This is a genomic window from Branchiibius sp. NY16-3462-2, from assembly GCF_001594145.1.
In the GTDB taxonomy this organism is placed as follows: Bacteria; Actinomycetota; Actinomycetes; order Actinomycetales; family Dermatophilaceae; genus Branchiibius.
This window is the reverse complement of sequence record NZ_LVCF01000001.1, coordinates 586,201-603,462: the sequence shown is the minus strand read 5'-3', so window position 1 is coordinate 603,462 and position 17,262 is coordinate 586,201. Positions and strand designations below refer to the sequence as shown.

The 17,262-nt window shown below is 68.1% G+C and carries 19 protein-coding genes; all 19 read left to right on the top strand.

Annotation, left to right across the window (positions count from 1 at the left end; translation table 11 throughout):
• The first annotated feature begins 13 nt into the window (after positions 1-13).
• Complete coding sequence (locus AZH51_RS02905) at positions 14-934, top strand: Ppx/GppA phosphatase family protein (protein WP_291521094.1); 921 nt, start codon at positions 14-16, stop codon at positions 932-934.
• Positions 931-1,707 carry a sugar phosphate isomerase/epimerase gene (locus AZH51_RS02900; protein WP_291521092.1) on the top strand — a complete coding sequence of 259 codons (777 nt, stop codon included), beginning with the start codon at positions 931-933 and terminating at the stop codon, positions 1,705-1,707. The genes AZH51_RS02905 and AZH51_RS02900 overlap by 4 nt, the downstream gene beginning before the upstream one ends.
• Positions 1,708-1,812: 105 nt before the next feature.
• Complete coding sequence (locus tag AZH51_RS02895; RefSeq protein WP_291521338.1) at positions 1,813-3,327, top strand: circularly permuted type 2 ATP-grasp protein; 1,515 nt, start codon at positions 1,813-1,815, stop codon at positions 3,325-3,327.
• Positions 3,327-4,253: an alpha-E domain-containing protein gene (locus tag AZH51_RS02890; RefSeq protein WP_291521090.1), complete on the top strand. Its 927-nt coding sequence runs from the start codon at positions 3,327-3,329 to the stop codon at positions 4,251-4,253. Before AZH51_RS02895 ends, AZH51_RS02890 begins: the two co-directional genes overlap by 1 nt.
• Entirely contained in the window at positions 4,250-5,095 is an 846-nt protein-coding gene (locus tag AZH51_RS02885) for a transglutaminase family protein (RefSeq protein ID WP_291521087.1), read from the top strand. Before AZH51_RS02890 ends, AZH51_RS02885 begins: the two co-directional genes overlap by 4 nt.
• A gap of 11 nt (positions 5,096-5,106) precedes the next feature.
• A complete protein-coding gene (proC, locus tag AZH51_RS02880; protein ID WP_291521085.1) occupies positions 5,107-5,901 on the top strand; it encodes a pyrroline-5-carboxylate reductase in 795 nt (264 codons plus the stop codon).
• Between the two features lie 34 nt (positions 5,902-5,935).
• Positions 5,936-6,448 (top strand): GNAT family N-acetyltransferase, encoded by a 513-nt coding sequence (locus AZH51_RS02875; RefSeq protein ID WP_291521083.1) that lies wholly within the window; start codon positions 5,936-5,938, stop codon positions 6,446-6,448.
• Positions 6,449-6,453: 5 nt separating this feature from the next.
• Positions 6,454-7,647, top strand: a complete 1,194-nt coding sequence (locus tag AZH51_RS02870; RefSeq protein WP_291521082.1) for an acetoin utilization protein AcuC — start codon at positions 6,454-6,456, stop codon at positions 7,645-7,647.
• A gap of 182 nt (positions 7,648-7,829) precedes the next feature.
• Complete coding sequence (locus AZH51_RS02865) at positions 7,830-8,021, top strand: helix-turn-helix domain-containing protein (RefSeq protein WP_291521080.1); 192 nt, start codon at positions 7,830-7,832, stop codon at positions 8,019-8,021.
• Between the two features lie 85 nt (positions 8,022-8,106).
• Positions 8,107-8,205 (top strand): AURKAIP1/COX24 domain-containing protein, encoded by a 99-nt coding sequence (locus AZH51_RS02860; protein WP_003792170.1) that lies wholly within the window; start codon positions 8,107-8,109, stop codon positions 8,203-8,205.
• 70 nt (positions 8,206-8,275) lie between these two features.
• Positions 8,276-9,439 (top strand): alpha-hydroxy-acid oxidizing protein, encoded by a 1,164-nt coding sequence (locus AZH51_RS02855; RefSeq protein ID WP_291521077.1) that lies wholly within the window; start codon positions 8,276-8,278, stop codon positions 9,437-9,439.
• A gap of 38 nt (positions 9,440-9,477) precedes the next feature.
• A complete protein-coding gene (locus AZH51_RS02850) occupies positions 9,478-10,467 on the top strand; it encodes an NAD-dependent epimerase/dehydratase family protein (protein WP_291521075.1) in 990 nt (329 codons plus the stop codon).
• On the top strand, positions 10,464-11,417 hold the full coding sequence (locus AZH51_RS02845) for a lysophospholipid acyltransferase family protein (RefSeq protein ID WP_291521073.1): 954 nt from the start codon (positions 10,464-10,466) through the stop codon (positions 11,415-11,417). The genes AZH51_RS02850 and AZH51_RS02845 overlap by 4 nt, the downstream gene beginning before the upstream one ends.
• On the top strand, positions 11,414-11,650 hold the full coding sequence (locus tag AZH51_RS02840; RefSeq protein WP_367188021.1) for a glutaredoxin family protein: 237 nt from the start codon (positions 11,414-11,416) through the stop codon (positions 11,648-11,650). Before AZH51_RS02845 ends, AZH51_RS02840 begins: the two co-directional genes overlap by 4 nt.
• Positions 11,651-11,775: 125 nt before the next feature.
• Positions 11,776-12,423: a redox-sensing transcriptional repressor Rex gene (locus AZH51_RS02835; RefSeq protein ID WP_291521071.1), complete on the top strand. Its 648-nt coding sequence runs from the start codon at positions 11,776-11,778 to the stop codon at positions 12,421-12,423.
• Positions 12,420-13,715, top strand: coding sequence for a glutamyl-tRNA reductase (locus AZH51_RS02830; RefSeq protein ID WP_291521069.1), 1,296 nt, complete (start codon positions 12,420-12,422; stop codon positions 13,713-13,715). The genes AZH51_RS02835 and AZH51_RS02830 overlap by 4 nt, the downstream gene beginning before the upstream one ends.
• The gene (hemC, locus tag AZH51_RS02825) at positions 13,715-14,692 is read left to right on the top strand and encodes a hydroxymethylbilane synthase (protein WP_291521067.1); all 978 of its coding nucleotides are present in this window, start codon (positions 13,715-13,717) and stop codon (positions 14,690-14,692) included. Before AZH51_RS02830 ends, hemC begins: the two co-directional genes overlap by 1 nt.
• Positions 14,689-16,287, top strand: a complete 1,599-nt coding sequence (locus AZH51_RS02820) for a bifunctional uroporphyrinogen-III C-methyltransferase/uroporphyrinogen-III synthase (RefSeq protein ID WP_291521066.1) — start codon at positions 14,689-14,691, stop codon at positions 16,285-16,287. The genes hemC and AZH51_RS02820 overlap by 4 nt, the downstream gene beginning before the upstream one ends.
• 8 nt (positions 16,288-16,295) lie before the next feature.
• A complete protein-coding gene (gene hemB / locus AZH51_RS02815; protein WP_291521334.1) occupies positions 16,296-17,258 on the top strand; it encodes a porphobilinogen synthase in 963 nt (320 codons plus the stop codon).
• Positions 17,259-17,262: the final 4 nt, after the last annotated feature.

Here is a 17,262-nt window from a genome sequence, read left to right as displayed (position 1 = left end):
CTACCGTTGCACCATGCGCCTCGGGGTCATCGACGTCGGCTCCAACACCGTTCATCTGCTGGTCGTGGACGCTCACGAGGGTGCCCATCCCACGCCGGCTTCCTCGCACAAGCAGGAACTGCGGCTGTCCGAACACGTGCTGCCCGACGGTCAGATCGGGCCCGAGGGCATCCAGCGCCTGACCCAGTTCGTCGGGGAGTGCCTGGAGGTCGCCGAGGACAACGGGGTCGAGGAGATGCTCGCCTTCGCCACCAGCGCGGTCCGCGAGGCACCCAACGGAGACGCCGTCCTGAAGCACGTGGAGAACGAGACCGGCGTCCAACTCAAGGTGCTGTCCGGTTCGTCGGAGTCGCGACTGACCTTCCTGGCGGTACGCCGCTGGTTCGGCTGGTCGGCCGGCCGGGTGTTGATGATCGACATCGGCGGCGGGTCTCTCGAACTGGCCGCGGGGATCGATGAGGACCCGGACGTCGCGACCAGCCTGCCGCTGGGCGCGGGTCGCCTGACCCTCGAGCTGCCCGGGGATCCGCCGGACGCCCAGGTGATCCGCGACGTACGTCGACGGGTCCGCTCCCAGATAGCCAAGGTCGTGCGGGACGTGACCAAGGTCGGCACGCCCGACCAGGTGGTGGGCACCTCCAAGACGATCCGCTCACTGGCCCGGATCTGTGGTGCGGCTCCCAGAGCTGAGGGCCCGTACGTCGAGCGCACCCTTGCGTTGTCCGATCTGCGTGAGCTGGTGGGCCGGCTGGGGTCGATGACCATCGCAGAACGGGCCGAACTCCCCGGTGTCTCCAGCAGTCGTGCCCCGCAACTACTGGCCGGGGCCATCGCTGTCGAAGCGGCCATGGATCTGCTCGGCGTCGAACAACTCACGTTGTGCCCCTGGGCGCTACGCGAAGGGATCATCCTGCGGCGGCTGGACAGCCTGTGACCATCGCCTTGTCGACCGCGTCGGTCTATCCACTCGGAGTGGCGGCCGCGTTCGATCTGGCGGCCCGGCTCGGATACGACGGGGTCGAGGTCATGGTGACCAACGAACCGGTCAGCCAGGAGTCCGGCGCTCTGGCTGCGCTCGGCGACCACTACGGTCTGCCCGTCACGTCGATCCACGCACCGACGCTGTTGCTCACCCAGCGGGTCTGGGGTACCGAGCCGTGGGACAAGATCGACAACTCCATCCAGTTGGCCGCGGATCTGGGCGCGGGCACGGTCGTCGTGCATCCGCCGTTCCGCTGGCAGCGTGGCTACGCCGAGTCGTTCGTGGAGGGGGTCGCCGAGCGGGAGGAGGCCACCGGGGTCGCTGTCGCGGTGGAGAACATGTTCCCGTGGCGCGCGCGTAACCGGGAGTTGCAGGCGTATCTGCCGGACTGGGATCCCACCCCGCTGCCCTACGCGAACGTGACCCTTGACCTCTCGCACACGGCGACTGCCGGTTCGGATGCGCTGGCCATGGTCGCGGCGTTGGGGGACCGGTTGCGCCACCTGCACCTGGCCGACGGATCCGGATCCTTCAAAGACGAACACCTGGTGCCGGGCCGGGGTGCGCAGCCGTGTGCCGAGGTCCTGGAAACCCTGGCTCGCGCCGATTTCGGGGGCACGGTCGTCGCCGAGATCGCTACCCGCAAGGCCTCTGAGTCCGAGCGCGAGGCCCTCCTGGCCGAGACCCTGGCCTTCGCCAGGTTGAATTTTGCGGCACCGCGATAACTGGTGTTATAGCCAGGCAACCCGCAAGAAACACGAATTGGCTAAGTTCGACTCGTGAAGCAATCGTTCGAGGACTATCAGTGTCGTCCGGCGACGTTCGATGAGATGTTCGACGGCTCGGAAGTGCGTGAGGAGTACCGCGGAGTCCAGCGGCAGATTGCCCGGTTGACTCCGCAGGAGCTACGCCAGCGGGCCGACCACCTGTCCAAGTCCTACATCGATCAGGGTGTGACGTTCGACATCGGTGGTGAGGAGCGCCCGTTCCCACTCGATATCGTCCCTCGGCTGATCGACGGCGCCACCTGGGCGAAGGTGGAGGCCGGCGTCGCCCAGCGGGTACGGACGCTCGAAGCGTTCCTCGCGGACATCTACGGCGAGGGCCAGGTCTTCCTCGACGGTGTCATCCCGCGTCGCGTGGTCACCAGCAGCCCGCACTTCCTGCGCGTCGCCAAAGGCATCCAGCCGCCCGGCAAGGTCCGCGTGCACATCGGCGGGATCGACCTGATCCGGGACGCGGACGGTGAGTTCCGGGTGCTGGAGGACAACGTCCGCATCCCTTCCGGTGTCTCCTACGTCATGACCAACCGGCGGGCCATGTCCGCCGCACTGCCGGAGGTCTTCGCCCACCACCGGATCCGCCCCGTGTCGCAGTATCCGGCGAAACTTCTTGCCGCGCTTCGCAATTGCGCTCCCAGCGGGGTCACCGACCCGACGGTCGTCGTGCTGACCCCGGGGGCCTACAACTCGGCGTACTTCGAGCACGCCCTGCTCGCGCGCCTCATGGGCGTCCGGTTGGTGGAGGGCAGCGACCTGGTCGCCCAGAACGGCCGGGTCCATGTGCGTACGACGCACGGTCTGCACCCTGTCGATGTGATCTACCGGCGGGTGGACGACGAGTTCATCGACCCGGTTCATTTCAAACGGGACTCGGTCCTTGGTGTCCCCGGCCTGCTCAACGCGGCCCGGGCCGGCAACGTCACCATCGCCAACGCCGTCGGGAACGGAGTGGCCGACGACAAGTTGGTCTACACCTACGTCCCCGACCTGATCCGTTACTACCTCGGCCAGGAACCGATCCTCAAGAACGTCGACACCTGGCGGATGGAGGACCCTGCCCACCGCGCCGAGGTGCTGCCCCGCCTGAACGAGTTGGTCGTCAAGCCGGTCGACGGAGCCGGTGGCAAGGGAATCGTCATCGGCCCCAATGCGACTGCCGCCCAACTGGAGGAGTTGCGGGCCCGGTTGCTGGCCGACCCACGCGGCTGGATCGCGCAGCCGGTCGTCCAACTGTCGACCGTGCCGACCCTGATCGACAACGACATGGCCCCGCGGCACGTCGACCTGCGACCCTTCGCGATTAACGACGGCGAGAAGATCTGGGTCCTGCCGGGCGGCCTGACCCGCGTGGCGCTGCCGGAGGGTGAGTTGATCGTCAACTCCAGCCAGGGCGGCGGTTCCAAGGACACCTGGGTCCTGGCGGGCGACGGTGACGATGCACCCGAACCCGACACGGCCAGAAGCGGATCGGTGCTGCACCCAGCCCTGCGTGCTCGCGAGAAGCGGACCGGCATGACCCAGACCATGGGTTCCATGACCCAGACCATGGGAGGGCTGGACTGATGCTGAGCCGCATCGCGGAGTCCCTCTTCTGGATCGGCCGCTACATCGAGCGCATCGAATGCACCGCACGCATCCTGGACGTCTACCTGCAGACGTTGGTCGAGGATCCCACCATCGACCAGGAGGCCACCTGCCGCTCGGTCCTGGCCGCCATGGGCATCGAGTACGACGGACCCGTCGACCAGAACGTCATCCTGGACCAGTTGCTGAGCGATCAGAGCAGCCCGGCCTCGATCGCCTACGCGGTGGAGTCCACCCGGGAGAACGCCCGCCGCTCCCGTGAGGTCGTTTCGACCGAGGTGTGGGAGGCCATCAACACCACCTACAACGCGATGGCCGGAGGCGGTTGGGCCCGGATGCGTCCGGCCGATGCGTTCCGCACCGCCCGCGAGCGCGCCAACATGATCTCGGCGTTGATGGATCACACCCAGAGCCACGACGACGGATGGCAGTTCACCGTCCTGGGTCGTTACATCGAGCGCGTGGATATGACCTCCCGGTTGATCCTCACCACGACGTACTCCGCCGGTTCGGCCGCCTCCTGGCAGCTGACGTTGCGGGCCTGCGGAGCCCACCACGCGTTCACCCGCACCTACCGGGCCATCGAATCGCCCCGTGCCGCAGCGGAATTCCTGCTCCTCGACCGGGCGTTCCCGCGCTCCATCACCTATGGCCTCAACCAGGCCGCGGGTTGTCTGGAGATCCTCGACCCCCGCCAGCGAAGGATCGGCTTCGGAAGTGACGCCGCCCGGATCATCGGCCAGGCGCGAGCCCGATTGGAGTTCTTGTCGCTGACTGATCTGTTGTCGGATCTGCCCGGCGAGATCGACACCCTGAAACTGGTCTGCGCTGATGCCACCGATGCCGTGGCCAAGCGGTACTTCGAGGGTGCGGCAGCACCCGAATGGTTGGGAGGAGCGCTGTGAGCAGGACTCTCCGGCTGGTGCACCGCACCGGCTACACCTACAACGGTCCGGCCGTCGCGTCGTACAACGAGGCCAGGCTCGCCCCGCGTGCCAACTCGGCGCAGACGATCCTGCACACCCGCCTGGAGGTCACCCCGACCCCGTGGTCGGCGAGCTGGATCGACTACTGGGGCAGCGCGGTCACCTCCTTCGAGGTCCACGAACCCCACGAGGAACTCAAGGTGGTCTCGATCAGCACCGTCACCGTGGACCGCAAACCGGCCCAGGGTGGCGGCATGACGTGGGACGACTACGCCGACGTCGCGATCCGCGACGAGTTCGACGAACTGATGCAGGACACCGAACGCACGCACGTCGGCCCGGATTTCCTGGCTGCCGTCGCCGAGGTGCGAGCCGGTAGCGAGACTCCTGCCGAGTTCGTCGAGCGCGTCTTCACTCTGGTGACCGACCGGGTGAATTACGTCACCGGGCGCACGAGCGCGTTGCCGACGGCGGCGGAAGCCTGGCAGGTGGCGTCCGGCGGGTGCCAGGACATCGCGCACCTGGTGCTGGCGGCGCTGCGCTCGGAAGGCATCCCAGCGCGGTACGTGACCGGATATGTGCTGCCGGACGAGAACACCGAGATCGGCGAGACGATCATCGGCTCGTCCCATGCGTGGATCGAGTGGTACGACCGCGACTGGATCGCCTACGACCCTGCCCGTCGCCAGACTCCGGATGACTTCTTCATCGAGGTGGCCCACGGCCGCGACTACGACGACGTCGCCCCGCTGCGCGGCATCTTCACCGGCGCACCCGGCAGCAAAATGTACCTCACCGTGGAGATCAGCCGGATCAGCTAGCGTTCGACGGCATGGGTCGGTTAGCGGTCATCGGAGTCGGTGTGATGGGTGAGGCGTTGCTGGCCGGTGCCCGGCGAGCAGGTTTCGACGACGTGGTCGTGGCCGACGCCGCCCCCGGCCGCGCCGAGCAGGTAGCCCAGCAGTACGACGCAAAGGCTGCTGCGACCGACGACGCGGTGAACGGCGCCGACGTGGTGCTGCTCGCGGTCAAACCGCAGTACATGAGTGAGGCGCTGGAGCAGATCGCGCCCGGTCTGGGCGCGAACGCCGTCGTGGTGAGTGTGGCCGCGGGAGTCACCACCGCCACCTTGGAGGAGGGGCTGGGCGAGCAGGCCGTGGTCGTGCGGGCGATGCCGAACACCCCGGCCCTGATCGGTGAAGGGGTCACGGCGATCAGTGCCGGAGCCCGGGCGGGCGAGGCTGACCTCGCGGTTGCGGAGCAGCTGCTGCGCGGTGCCGGTGAAGTGGTCACCGTGCCTGAATCGCTACAGGATGCCGTCACCGCCATCAGTGGCAGCGGTCCGGCGTATCTCTTCTACCTCGCGGAGGCGATGGTCGACGCGGGGGTGGGACTCGGCGTACCGCGAGCCACGGCAACCCAACTGGTCGCCCAGACGCTGCGCGGCGCGGCGGGCCTGTTGGGCCAGGAGGATGCCCATCCCACGCTGTTGCGCGAACGCGTCACCTCACCCGGCGGCACCACCGCAGCGGCGATCGCCGCGCTCGATGCAGGAGCGGTGCGGGCCGATGTTGCAGAGGCGATGCGGGCGGCGGCCCGGCGCTCACAAGAGCTGTCCGGTCAGTGACCACAGTCGCACCGCGGCATGGGACAGTGGTCCCATGAGTGACATCGTCGTACGCCTCCTGCTCGAAGAGGACTGGCAGACGTACCGGCAGGCTCGCCTGGATGCGCTGCAGGACTCGCCCGATGCGTTCGCCGCGTCGTACGAGGACGAAGAGAAGTTGGACGAGGCCGAGTGGCGCGACCGGATGGTCCGATCCCGTCGTCTGCTCGCCGAGGAGGACGGGAAGACCGTCGGTGTGGTCTCGGTCGGCAGCCGACCGGACACCGACGAGCGCACCACCGAACTCTTCGGGTTGTGGGTCGTGCCCGAGCGACGCGGTAGCGGGGTGGCCTGGCAGTTGGTCAAGGCCGGTGCCCGGCAGGCCGGCGACGACGGCTTCGGCTTCCTGACCTATTGGGTCAGCACCGACAACGGCCGCGGCGTCGCCTTCGCCAGCAGTTTCGGCTTCCGGCCCACCGATGCCCGTCGGCCGATGCGCGTCGGTGGTGGCGACGACGACGACGAGATGCGGATGATCTACTCGTTGCACGACCCGGTCAACGAGTAGCCGCCATGACCAAGGTCGACGTCACCTGGAGCGACCGGTTGCTCGGGTACGACTTCGGCGCGCAGCACCCCATGAATCCGGTCCGGCTGGACCTGACGCGCCGCCTGTCCGATGCTCTTGGGGTCCTCGGCCGCGCCAACGTGGTGGAGCCCCAACTGCCCGGTGGCAGTGACGAATTCCTGACCTGGGTGCACGATCCTGCGTACGTCCAGGCGGTGCGTGAGGCCAGCGCCGATCCGGCCATGGCCGACGTACGCCGAGGCCTGGGCACCGAGGACGATCCCGCCTTCCGCGGCATGCACGAGATATCAACCCTCATCGCGGCCGGCACGGTGAACGCGTGCGAGCGGGTCTGGACCGGCGCCGCCGAGCATGCGGTGAATTTCTGCGGCGGGCTGCATCACGCGATGGCGGACCGGGCCTCGGGGTTCTGCATCTACAACGACGCGGCCCTGGGTATCCACTGGCTGCTGGAGCACGGGGCGGAGCGTGTCGCCTACGTCGATCTCGACGTACACCACGGCGATGGCGTCGAACGGATCTTCTGGAACGATCCGCGGGTCCTGACCGTGTCCATCCACGAAACCGGGCGGGTGCTGTTCCCCGGCACCGGCTTCGCGCTCGACATCGGCGGTCCCGAGGCGCTGGGTAGCGCGGTCAACATCTCCCTGCCGCCCGGAACCGGCGACTCGGCCTGGTTGCGGGCCATGCACGCGGTCATCCCGCAGGTGGTGGCCGCCTTCGAACCCGACGTGCTGGTCAGCCAGCAGGGGTGCGACTCGCACTACGCCGACCCACTGGCCCACTTCGCCCTCACCGTGGACGCCCAGCGCACGGCGTACGAGACCATCCATGATCTGGCCCACGAGGTCACCGGTGGGCGGTGGGTCGCCCTCGGCGGCGGCGGATACGAACTGGTCGACGTCGTGCCGCGCGCCTGGACCCACCTGACGGCTGTCGCCACCCACCGGCCGGTGCCGCTGGACACCCCGGTGCCGCAGAAGTGGCGCGACTACGTGCACCAGATCACCGATCGCCAGGGTCCGACCGTCATGGGCGACGGTGTCGCCGAGGGCGATCGGGTGTGGTGGCGCTCCTGGAACGTCGGAGTCAACCCCGAAGATCCGCTGGATCACGCGGTTCTGGCCACTCGCGAAGCGGTCTTCCCGCACCTGGGACTGGACGTCTGGTTCGACTAGTGGAGGGCGACACGGCGTGTCGGCTGGATTCCTGCTGGAGATTGTGTTCCCAGTTGGGGTGTCTCTCCACTATCGTGCTCCCCAGAGAGCACGTCCGTCACAGCAGTCACATCCGTCCGCCGTGTGCATGTTCTCGTGTTCATGGGTCGCGGCAGGATGTCGCGCTGGAAAGAGGAGTGAGCATGGCGCAGGAGCGGCATGACGACTTCATGACGGTCGCTGAAGTTGCCGCCATCATGCGCGTTTCCAAGATGACGGTCTACCGGTTGGTGCACTCCGGCGAATTGCCCGCCGTCCGGGTCGGGCGGTCGTTCCGGGTCCCGGCCCACGCAGTGGATGACTACCTGCGCCAGTCCTTCATGGGCACCGCCTGATTCTGCTCCACCGCGCCGATGCCGTAGACTCGGCCGAAGTTTCCCGCAGTATTTCCGTAGTCAGCCAAAGGACGTTGTTCGCACCATGGGTTCTGTCATCAAGAAGCGCCGCAAGCGCATGGCCAAGAAGAAGCACCGCAAATTGCTGCGCAAGACCCGCCACCAGCGTCGTAACAAGAAGTAACTGCGTCGCACCGCATTCATCAGGACCTCCCGAGCACATCGGGTGGTCCTGTTGTCTTTAGTCTGCCTGCATGGGCAACTTCGGCGACTACCAGTTCGGTGTCTATCTCTCCTCGTTCACCGGTGAGGCGCCCCCGGATCTGCCGTTCAGCTACGCCGCGATCGCCGAGCGCGCCCAGCAGGCGCTGAGTCCGGCGCTGTGGGATTACGTGGCCGGCGGAGCCGGTGACGAGTGGACCCAGGACGCGAACGTCGCCGCCTTCGGCCGCTACGGGCTGATGCCGCGGATGCTGACCGGCTCGGCGCAGCGGGATCTGTCGATCAACCTGTGGGGGATCGACCTTCCCTCGCCGTTGCTGATGGCTCCGGTCGGCGTGATTGGTATCTGCACCGACGACGGCCACGGGGACCAGGCCGCAGCCCGCGCCGCTGCCCAGACCGGTGTGCCGTTCATCGGTTCGACGCTGATGCAGGATCCGCTGGAGGAGGTCATCCCACACAGCGGTGACACCCCGGCGTTCTTCCAGCTCTATACGCCCAACAACCGCGACCTGGCCGAGAGCTTCGTGCACCGCGCGGAGGCGGCCGGTTACCGCGCCATCGTCGTCACCCTCGACACCTGGGTGCTGGGTTATCGCCCGCGGGATCTGGCGTACGGCACCTTCCCGCAACTGGGCGGTGCCTGCCTGGCCAACTACTCCAGTGATCCGGTGTTCCAGGCGCTGCTGCCCGAGGGCGCCGATGCCACCGCGATCGCCGCCACCTGGGCCGGCCTGTTCGGCAACCCGGCCCTCTCCTGGGACGACCTGTCCTGGTTGCGGGGGCTGACCAAACTGCCGTTGGTGCTCAAGGGGATCTGTGCACCTGAGGACGTACGCCGAGCGCTGGACTACGGCGTCGACGGCATCTATTGCTCCAATCACGGTGGGAGACAGGCTGGTTCAGCCCCGGCGCTGGATTTCCTACCCGGCGTCGTTGAGGCGGCCGGCGACCTTCCGGTCATCTTCGACTCCGGTGTCCGCTCCGGGGTCGACATCGTCAAAGCGCTCGCCCTGGGCGCGAGCGCCGTCGGCATCGGACGCCCGTACGCGCTCAGCGCCAGCCTCGGCGGCACCGAGGCCATCGTGCACACGTTGCGTTGTCTGCTGGCCGAAGCCGACCTCACGATGGGCCTCAACGGGTACGCCGATCTGGCAACTTTGCGAACCCGTGGCGCAATTCACATCCCGCACTAGACTGACGGCTCCGACGCACTGGACGGCAGGAGGTAGCAATGGAGCGGACATTGCTGGTGACCGGTGTTGCCCGCGTGGTCGGGGGCGCGATGTGTCGCCGCCTGAGCCTCGATCCCACCATCGATCGCATCCTCGCCGTCGACACGGTGGCACCCCCGCACGACCTGGGACGAGCGCAGTTCGTCCGCGCCGACATCCGCAACCCGGTGATCTCGCGGATCATCGACCAGGAGCAGGTCGACACCGTCCTGCACCTCGGGGTCATCACCACCTCGCGGCTGGCCGGGAACCGCAGTCGCCAGAAGGACATCAACGTCGTCGGAACCATGCAACTGCTGGCTGCGTGCCAGAACGCGGATTCGGTACGTCGGCTCGTCGTGAAGTCCTCCGGTGCCGTCTACGGCGCCTCCAAGCGCGATCCCGCCAGGTTCACTGAGCAGTCCACCGCCAGCCCGGCCAGCACCCGGGGTTTCGCCCGGGACTCGGTCGAGGTCGAGGGCTACGTGCGCGGCTTCGCCCGTCGTCGGCCGGGGGTCAGCGTCGTGACGTTGCGGATGGCCAACGTCATGGGCCCGGGTCTGCACACTGCCCTCACCGACTACTTCGACACCCCGGTCCTGCCGGTGCCGTTCGGGTACGACGGCCGCTTCCAGTTGCTGCACATGGACGATGCGCTGGAGGCGCTGCGACTGGCCGCCAAACCGGATGCTCCGACCGGGACCTTCAACGTCGCCGCCGACGGAATCCTCACGCTGCGCCAGGCGGCCCGGATCGCGCACCGGCCGGTGGTCCCCGCCTTGCGTGAATCGTTGGGCTTCCTGGGTCCGCTGATCCAACGCACCTGGATGCCCGGGTTCGACGCCAACGAGACCGACTTCCTGTCCTACGGACGCGCTCTGGACACGACCAGGATGCGCGAGGTGCTCGGCTTCGAACCGCGCTACACCACGCGGGCGACCTTCGAGCAGCGATACGCTCCGCTCCCGGCACTGGCCGGAGCGACCGCGAACTGGACGGACCAACGATGAGCGAACAACAGCCCACCCCGCGCGCCAAGCGCGATGGCAAGCGGCCCGCGCTACGCGTCGTACCCGAAGTCGATGTGCACCCCTCGCCCAAGCTGCCGTCCATCGGAGAACTGATCGGCGACGTGGAGAGCCGACTGGGTGAGTTGCGCGGATACGTCAGCCGACGGCTGCGCGGTCAGTACGACGTCGACGACTTCGGTTTCGATGCGGACTTCACGGAGAACGTCTGGCTGCCGATCCTGCGGCCGATCTTCCAGCACTGGTTCCGGGTGGAGGTGCGCGGTGCGCATCACCTGCCCACGGACGACGGCGCGTTGATCGTCGCCAACCACTCGGGCACCATCCCGATCGACGGGCTGATGACCCAGGTCGGCGTCTTCGAGACCACCGGGCGGCACTTGCGGCTACTCGCTGCGGATCTGGTGTTCGCCTCGCCGATGCTGGGTGTGGTCGCCCGGCAGTCGGGGGCAACGATGGCCAACCCGTACGACGCCGAGCACCTGCTCGGCGATGGTCACCTGGTCGCGGTCTATCCCGAGGGTTTCAAGGGTGTCGGCAAGCCCTTCGGGCAGCGTTACCAACTGCAACGGTTCGGCCGCGGCGGCTACGTCACGGCGGCGCTGCGGGCGGGCACCCCGATCGTGCCGTGCGCGATCATCGGCGCCGAGGAGATCTACCCCAAGATCGGCGACATCAAACTGTTGGCGCGACTGCTCGGCTTCCCCTACTTCCCGGTGACTCCGTTCTTCCCGTGGTTCGGGCTCTTCGGAGCCATCCCGCTGCCCACCAAGTGGATCATCGAATTCGGTGCGCCGATCGGCCTCGACGGTTACGAAGCCAGTGACGCCGACGATCCGGCGGTCGTCTTCGAGATCTCCGACCAGGTGCGCGAGACCATCCAGCAGTCGCTCTACTCGCTGCTCGCCGACCGCGGCAACATCTTCTGGTGAGCCACGAAATCCTGCTGCTGGGCAAACCCGGCTGCCACCTGTGCGATGACGCCCGTGCGGTGATCGCGCGCGTCGCGGACGATCTGGATGTGCCCTGGAGCGAGCGCTCGATCCTGGATGACCCGCAGCTGCTGGAGAAGTACGGCGAGTGGATCCCCGTGACGTTCGTCGACGGTGTGCAGCACGACTACTACCGCGTCGACGAGGCCCGACTGCGCCGCGCGCTTTTATAGCACTGTTCAGATCGTGAAGCGACTTTGTGCATGCGTTCACAAAGTTCTATTGTCAGGGGGTCCTGAACACCCCAGGATCCGCATTTGATATATGCACCACCCGTCACGGGAGGAGACATCGATCCGTGCAGTCTGCGCCCGCTACCCGCAGGGAAATCCCTGGCGCGACGGTTGCCCGGTTACCGGTGTATCTACGGGCCCTGCGCGCCGCTGCCGCTGCCGGGACCGATGTGATCAGTTCCGAGGAGCTCGCCCAGGCCGCCGGGGTGCGCTCCAGTGGGTTGCGTAAGGATCTGTCCTTCCTCGGCTCGTACGGCGTGCGCGGCGTCGGGTACGACGTCGAGCACCTCACCGAGGAGATCTCCCGCGAGCTGGGTCTGCACCGCGAATGGGCCGTCGCGATCATCGGGATGGGCAACCTGGGGCACGCCCTCGCGGCCTACAGCGGTTTCGCGACCCGCGGTTTCTCGGTGCGCTGGCTGGTGGACGCCGACCCGGCCATCATCGGGCAGACCATCGCCGGCAAAGAGGTCATCAGCTTCGCCCAGTTCGAACCGTTCGCTGACGACGGGGTGATCGCCGTACTAGCCACCCCGCCCGGCTCCGCCCAGGCGGTGACCGACCAGGTGGTCGCGCTCGGCATCCGCTCGATCCTGAACTTCGCACCGATCCCGGTGCACGTGCCCGACGGGGTCGAAGTGCGCAAGGTCGACCTGGCCACCGAACTGCAGATCCTGGCCTTCCACGGCCAGCGCGCGGGGGTGGAGGCGTGAGCTATCTCGTGCTCGGGCTGTCGCACCGCACTGCCAGCCTGAACCTGCTGGAGCAGGTCAGTCTGGATCCGAGCGGGGTCAGCGGCCTGCTCGATCGGCTTGCCGGCGCCGAGCACCTGCGCGAGGCGATGGTGCTGTCCACCTGCAACCGGATCGAGATCTACGCCGACGTCGACACCTTCCACGGTGCGGTGACCCTCATCGGCGATGCCCTCGCCGAGCAGTCCGGGGTGCCGGTCGCCCAACTGCGCGACCACCTCTACGTGCACTTCGAGGACCGGGCCGTCGCCCACACCCTCAGCGTCGCCGCCGGTCTGGACTCGGTCGCGGTCGGTGAGAGCCAGATCCTGGGCCAGTTGCGCGACGCGTTGCGCAGTGGCACCGAGAGCACCCAGACCGGCCCGGCCCTGTCGGCGCTGGTCCAGCGAGCGCTGCGGGTCGGCAAGCGGGTCCACTCCGAGACCGAAATCGACTCCGTCAGTAGGTCGCTCATCGAGCGTGCCCTCGAGGAGACGCAGCTGCGCCTAGGCGATCTGGCCGGGTTGCGCGGTGTCGTCGTCGGTGCCGGTGCGATGAGCGGACTGGCCGCCCACACCCTGGCGCGCGCGGGCCTGGAGGTCAGCATCGTCAACCGCACCCTGGAGCGGGGCGAGCGGCTCGCGACCGCCACCGGCGGCACGGCGTACGGCTGGGACGACCTGCCGCTGGCCATGTCCGCTGCGGACGTGATCGTCTCGTGCACCGGCGCGGTCGGGCACGTGATCTCTGAAGCCGACGTACGCCGCGTGCAGGCTGACCGTCAGCCGCGGGTCTGGATCGACCTGGCCCTGCCGCGGGACATCGACCCCCGGGCCGGTGAGATCACCACGCTGCTGTCGCTGGACGAGTTGTCCGGCCTCACCCTCAGCTCCCACGCGGAGAAAGAGCAGTTGCGGGTCGTGCGCGACCTGGTGACCGCCGAGACGGCCGAATTCCTCACGGCCCGTAAGGCAGCCGCTGTCGGCCCGACCGTCGCCGCGCTGCGCGAACGCGCCGAAGCGGTCATCGACGCCGAGATGACCCGGCTTCGGCAGCGCACCGAACTCGGCGATCATGACGATGCCGCGGTCCGGCAGACCCTGCACCGCGTGGTGGAGAAGATCCTGCACACACCGACGGTGCGGATGAAGGAACTGGCCGCCGACGAGTCCGGCCAGGACTACACCGCCCTGCTGCGCGCCCTGTTCGACCTCGACCCGCACGAGACCCGGGTGAGCGCGCTGCCGCCGCCCGGAGTGGTGGAGGGATCCTGATGCAACTTCGCCTGGGCACCCGCCGCTCCACCCTTGCCACCACCCAGTCGGGACTGGTCGCGGACGCACTGCGCGATCTCGGACATGAGGTCACGTTGGTCGAGGTTGTCACCGAGGGCGACGTCACCACTGCCGCGTTAACCGAGCTCGGTGGCACCGGAGTCTTCGCCGGAGCCTTGCGAAAAGCGCTGCTGGACGGCGAGATTGACCTTGCGGTGCACTCCCTGAAGGACCTCCCGGTTGCCGCGGCGGACGGTTTGACGATCGCCGCGATCCCGGCCCGTGCGGACGCCCGCGACGCCCTGATTGCCCGCGACGGCCTCACTCTCGGCGAGTTGCCGGTGGGTGCCCGGATCGGCACGGGGTCGCCGCGCCGGGTCGCCCAGCTCGCGGCCCTCGGCCTGGGTGTGCAGACCGTCGCCATCCGGGGCAACGTCGACACCCGGATCGGCAAAGTCACCAGCGGTGAACTCGACGCCGTCGTCCTCGCCCGGGCCGGCCTGCAGCGGCTGGGCCGCACGGACGAGATCACAGAGGCGATCGATCCGCTGCAGATGCTGCCCGCTCCCGGTCAGGGCGCCCTCGCGGTCGAAGTCCGCTCCGACAATGACGCCGTGCTGGCCGCTGTCGCCGTCCTGGATGACCCCGACACCCGAGCCGCCGTGACCGCCGAACGTGCCGTGCTCGGCACCCTCGAGGCCGGTTGTTCCGCACCCGTCGGTGCACTCGCCGAAGTGGTGGAGGAAACCGACGGATCCCTGCTGTTGTCGCTGCGCGCCTTCGTGGGCAGTGAGGACGGCACCGTCGAGTTGCGCCGCTCCACAACCGGTCCGATCGACGACCCGTCTGCCGTCGGTGCAGAACTGGCCCGCACCTTGCTCGAGGAACTTCCACCACCCGGGCCGTCGGACGCGAACTCCGACGGCGCCCCGAACCCCCAACTCGTCCCATCTGATGCAGTGGAGCAACGATCGTGAATAGCACCCCCGCCACCGTGGCATTCGTCGGATCCGGCCCCGGCGATCCGAGCCTGATCACCATGCGGGCAGCGCACCTGCTGCGCTCGGCCGACGTGGTCGTCATCGACCAGGTCGCTCGCGAAGGATTCCTAGAGCGATTCGTCGATGCGCAGGTCGAGATCATCGACGCCGGGCACGGCGAGGCCGGTCAGCAGCTGACCCACGCCTCCCGTGCGAAGTTGGTCGTCAAGGCCGCCAAGCAGGCGCAGCGACTCGTGGTGCGGTTGATGGACGGCGACCCGGCTACCTTCAACGGTCTGGCCGAGGAGGCCCGTGCCTGCGCCAAGGCGGGTATCCCCTTCGAGATCGTCCCGGGTGTCAGCTCCGTCAGCGCTGTCCCGGCCTATGCCGGAATCCCGTTGACCGACAACGCCTCCCGCGGTCTGCACGTCATTTCCGCGGCGGATGCCAAGGTCGACTGGAGCGCTTCGGTCGCTGATGACATCACCGTCGTCGTCCTGGGCTCACCACAGCGACTCGCGACCGGTCTGGCCGCGCTGCTCGCCGCCGGTCGGGACCCGCAGACGCCGGTCGCGTTGACCCAGCGCGGCACGACGATCGAGCAGAAGACGCTCACCTTGACCCTCGGCGACGTGGCCACGGCCCTGGCAACCGAGCCACTCGACGTACCTGCCATCGCCGTTGTCGGCCGCGCGGTCGCCTCCCGCGAGCAGTTGTCCTGGTGGGAGTCCAAGCCGCTGTTCGGCTGGAAGGTGCTGGTGCCGCGCACCAAGGACCAGGCGGGCTCCATGACCGACCGGTTGATGGAGTACGGCGCGGCGAGCGACATCGTGCCCACGATCAGTGTGGAGCCGCCGCGGACCCCGCAGCAGATGGAGCGGGCGATCAAGGGCGTCGTGACCGGGCGCTACGAGTGGATCGGTTTCACCTCGGCCAACGCGGTGCGTGCGGTGAAGGAGAAGTTCACCGAATTCGGCCTGGACGCAAGGGCGTTCGCCGGTCTGAAGATTGCTGCGGTCGGCGGGGTGACGGCGGAGGCGCTGCGCGAATGGGGTCTGCGGGCCGACCTGGTGCCCTCTGGCGAGCAGTCCGCGCGCGGTCTGCTGGAGGAGTGGCCGGACTACGACGAGCTGCTCGACCCGATCAACCGGGTCTTCCTGCCGCGGGCCGACATCGCGACCGACACCCTGGTCGCCGGCCTGCAGGAGATCGGCTGGGAGGTCGACGACGTGACGGCCTACCGCACGGTCCGTGCTGCCCCTCCGGCACCGGAGGTACGCGAGGCGATCAAGAGCGGCAAGTTCGACGCGGTGTGCTTCACCTCTTCCTCGACGGTGCGCAACCTGGTCGGTATCGCCGGCAAACCGCACGCCTCCACCGTGGTCGCGTGTATCGGCCCCGCCACCGCCAAGACCGCCGAGGAGCACGGTCTGCGGGTCGACGTGCTGGCCTCGGAAGCGTCGGCGACGGCGCTGGTGGACGCCCTGGCCGATTACGGGCGGGGGCTCGCCCTGGCGGCGCAGGAGGCCGGGGAGTCGGTGCGGCGTCCGAGCCAGAAGCGCGCGACCGGCCGCCGGAAGGTCAAGGCGTGACGTTTGACATGATCCACCGGCCACGGCGGCTGCGGCAGAACGCAGCCGTCCGCCGGTTGGTGGCGCAGACCCGGTTGCACCCGGCAGATCTGGTGCTGCCGCTCTTCGTGAAGGAAGGCGCGTCCGGGCCTATCGAACTCGGCTCGATGCCCGGTGTCGTGCAGCACAGCTTGGACTCGCTGGTGGTCGCGGCCAAGGAGGCCGTGGCGGCAGGGGTCGGGGGCGTGATGCTCTTCGGTGTCCCGACGAAACGGGATGCGACCGGCTCAGGGGCCACCGATCCGGACGGGATTCTCAACGTCGGCCTACGGGCGCTGCGCGATGCACTGGGTGACGAGACGGTCATCATGGCCGACCTGTGCCTGGATGAGTTCACCTCGCACGGACACTGCGGCGTGCTGACCGCCGACGGCCGCGTCGACAATGACGCCACGCTGGAGCGTTACGCCGAAATGGCTGTGGTGCAAGCCGATTCAGGCGCGCACGTCGTGGGGTTGTCCGGGATGATGGACGGTCAGGTTGCCTACTGCCGTGGCGCGTTGGACGCCGCCGGGCACACCGACACGCTGATCCTGGCGTACGCCGCGAAATACGCCTCGGCGGCCTACGGACCCTTCCGGGAGGCAGTCGAGTCGACGCTGGAAGGCGACCGATCGACGTACCAGCAGGATCCCGCCAACGGGATCGAGGCACTGCGTGAGGTGCGCCTGGACCTCGCCGAGGGCGCCGACATCGTCATGGTTAAGCCCGCGCTGCCCTATCTGGACGTGCTGTCCGAGGTCGCGGCGGAGTCGGATGTCCCCGTTGCCGCCTACCAGGTCAGCGGGGAACTGGCGATGATCGAGGCCGCCGGTGAGCGCGGCTGGATCGACCGGGACCGGATGGTCCGCGAGTCGCTGATCTCGATCAAGCGTGCCGGTGCGCAGATCATCCTGACCTACTACGCGACCGAGGTCGCCCGCTCCCTGTAGAACG

What these genes read in the sequence shown, in the direction of transcription:
- AZH51_RS02850 (WP_291521075.1), top strand. Translation starts at nt 9,478, where the DNA reads ATGGAGCGGACATTGCTGGTGACCGGTGTTGCCCGCGTGGTCGGGGGC.
- AZH51_RS02860 (WP_003792170.1), top strand. Translation starts at nt 8,107, where the DNA reads ATGGGTTCTGTCATCAAGAAGCGCCGCAAGCGCATGGCCAAGAAGAAG.
- hemB (WP_291521334.1), top strand. Translation starts at nt 16,296, where the DNA reads ATGATCCACCGGCCACGGCGGCTGCGGCAGAACGCAGCCGTCCGCCGG.
- AZH51_RS02855 (WP_291521077.1), top strand. Translation starts at nt 8,276, where the DNA reads ATGGGCAACTTCGGCGACTACCAGTTCGGTGTCTATCTCTCCTCGTTC.
- proC (WP_291521085.1), top strand. Translation starts at nt 5,107, where the DNA reads ATGGGTCGGTTAGCGGTCATCGGAGTCGGTGTGATGGGTGAGGCGTTG.
- AZH51_RS02905 (WP_291521094.1), top strand. Translation starts at nt 14, where the DNA reads ATGCGCCTCGGGGTCATCGACGTCGGCTCCAACACCGTTCATCTGCTG.
- AZH51_RS02865 (WP_291521080.1), top strand. Translation starts at nt 7,830, where the DNA reads ATGGCGCAGGAGCGGCATGACGACTTCATGACGGTCGCTGAAGTTGCC.
- AZH51_RS02870 (WP_291521082.1), top strand. Translation starts at nt 6,454, where the DNA reads ATGACCAAGGTCGACGTCACCTGGAGCGACCGGTTGCTCGGGTACGAC.
- AZH51_RS02890 (WP_291521090.1), top strand. Translation starts at nt 3,327, where the DNA reads ATGCTGAGCCGCATCGCGGAGTCCCTCTTCTGGATCGGCCGCTACATC.
- AZH51_RS02875 (WP_291521083.1), top strand. Translation starts at nt 5,936, where the DNA reads ATGAGTGACATCGTCGTACGCCTCCTGCTCGAAGAGGACTGGCAGACG.
- AZH51_RS02845 (WP_291521073.1), top strand. Translation starts at nt 10,464, where the DNA reads ATGAGCGAACAACAGCCCACCCCGCGCGCCAAGCGCGATGGCAAGCGG.
- hemC (WP_291521067.1), top strand. Translation starts at nt 13,715, where the DNA reads ATGCAACTTCGCCTGGGCACCCGCCGCTCCACCCTTGCCACCACCCAG.
- AZH51_RS02895 (WP_291521338.1), top strand. Translation starts at nt 1,813, where the DNA reads ATGTTCGACGGCTCGGAAGTGCGTGAGGAGTACCGCGGAGTCCAGCGG.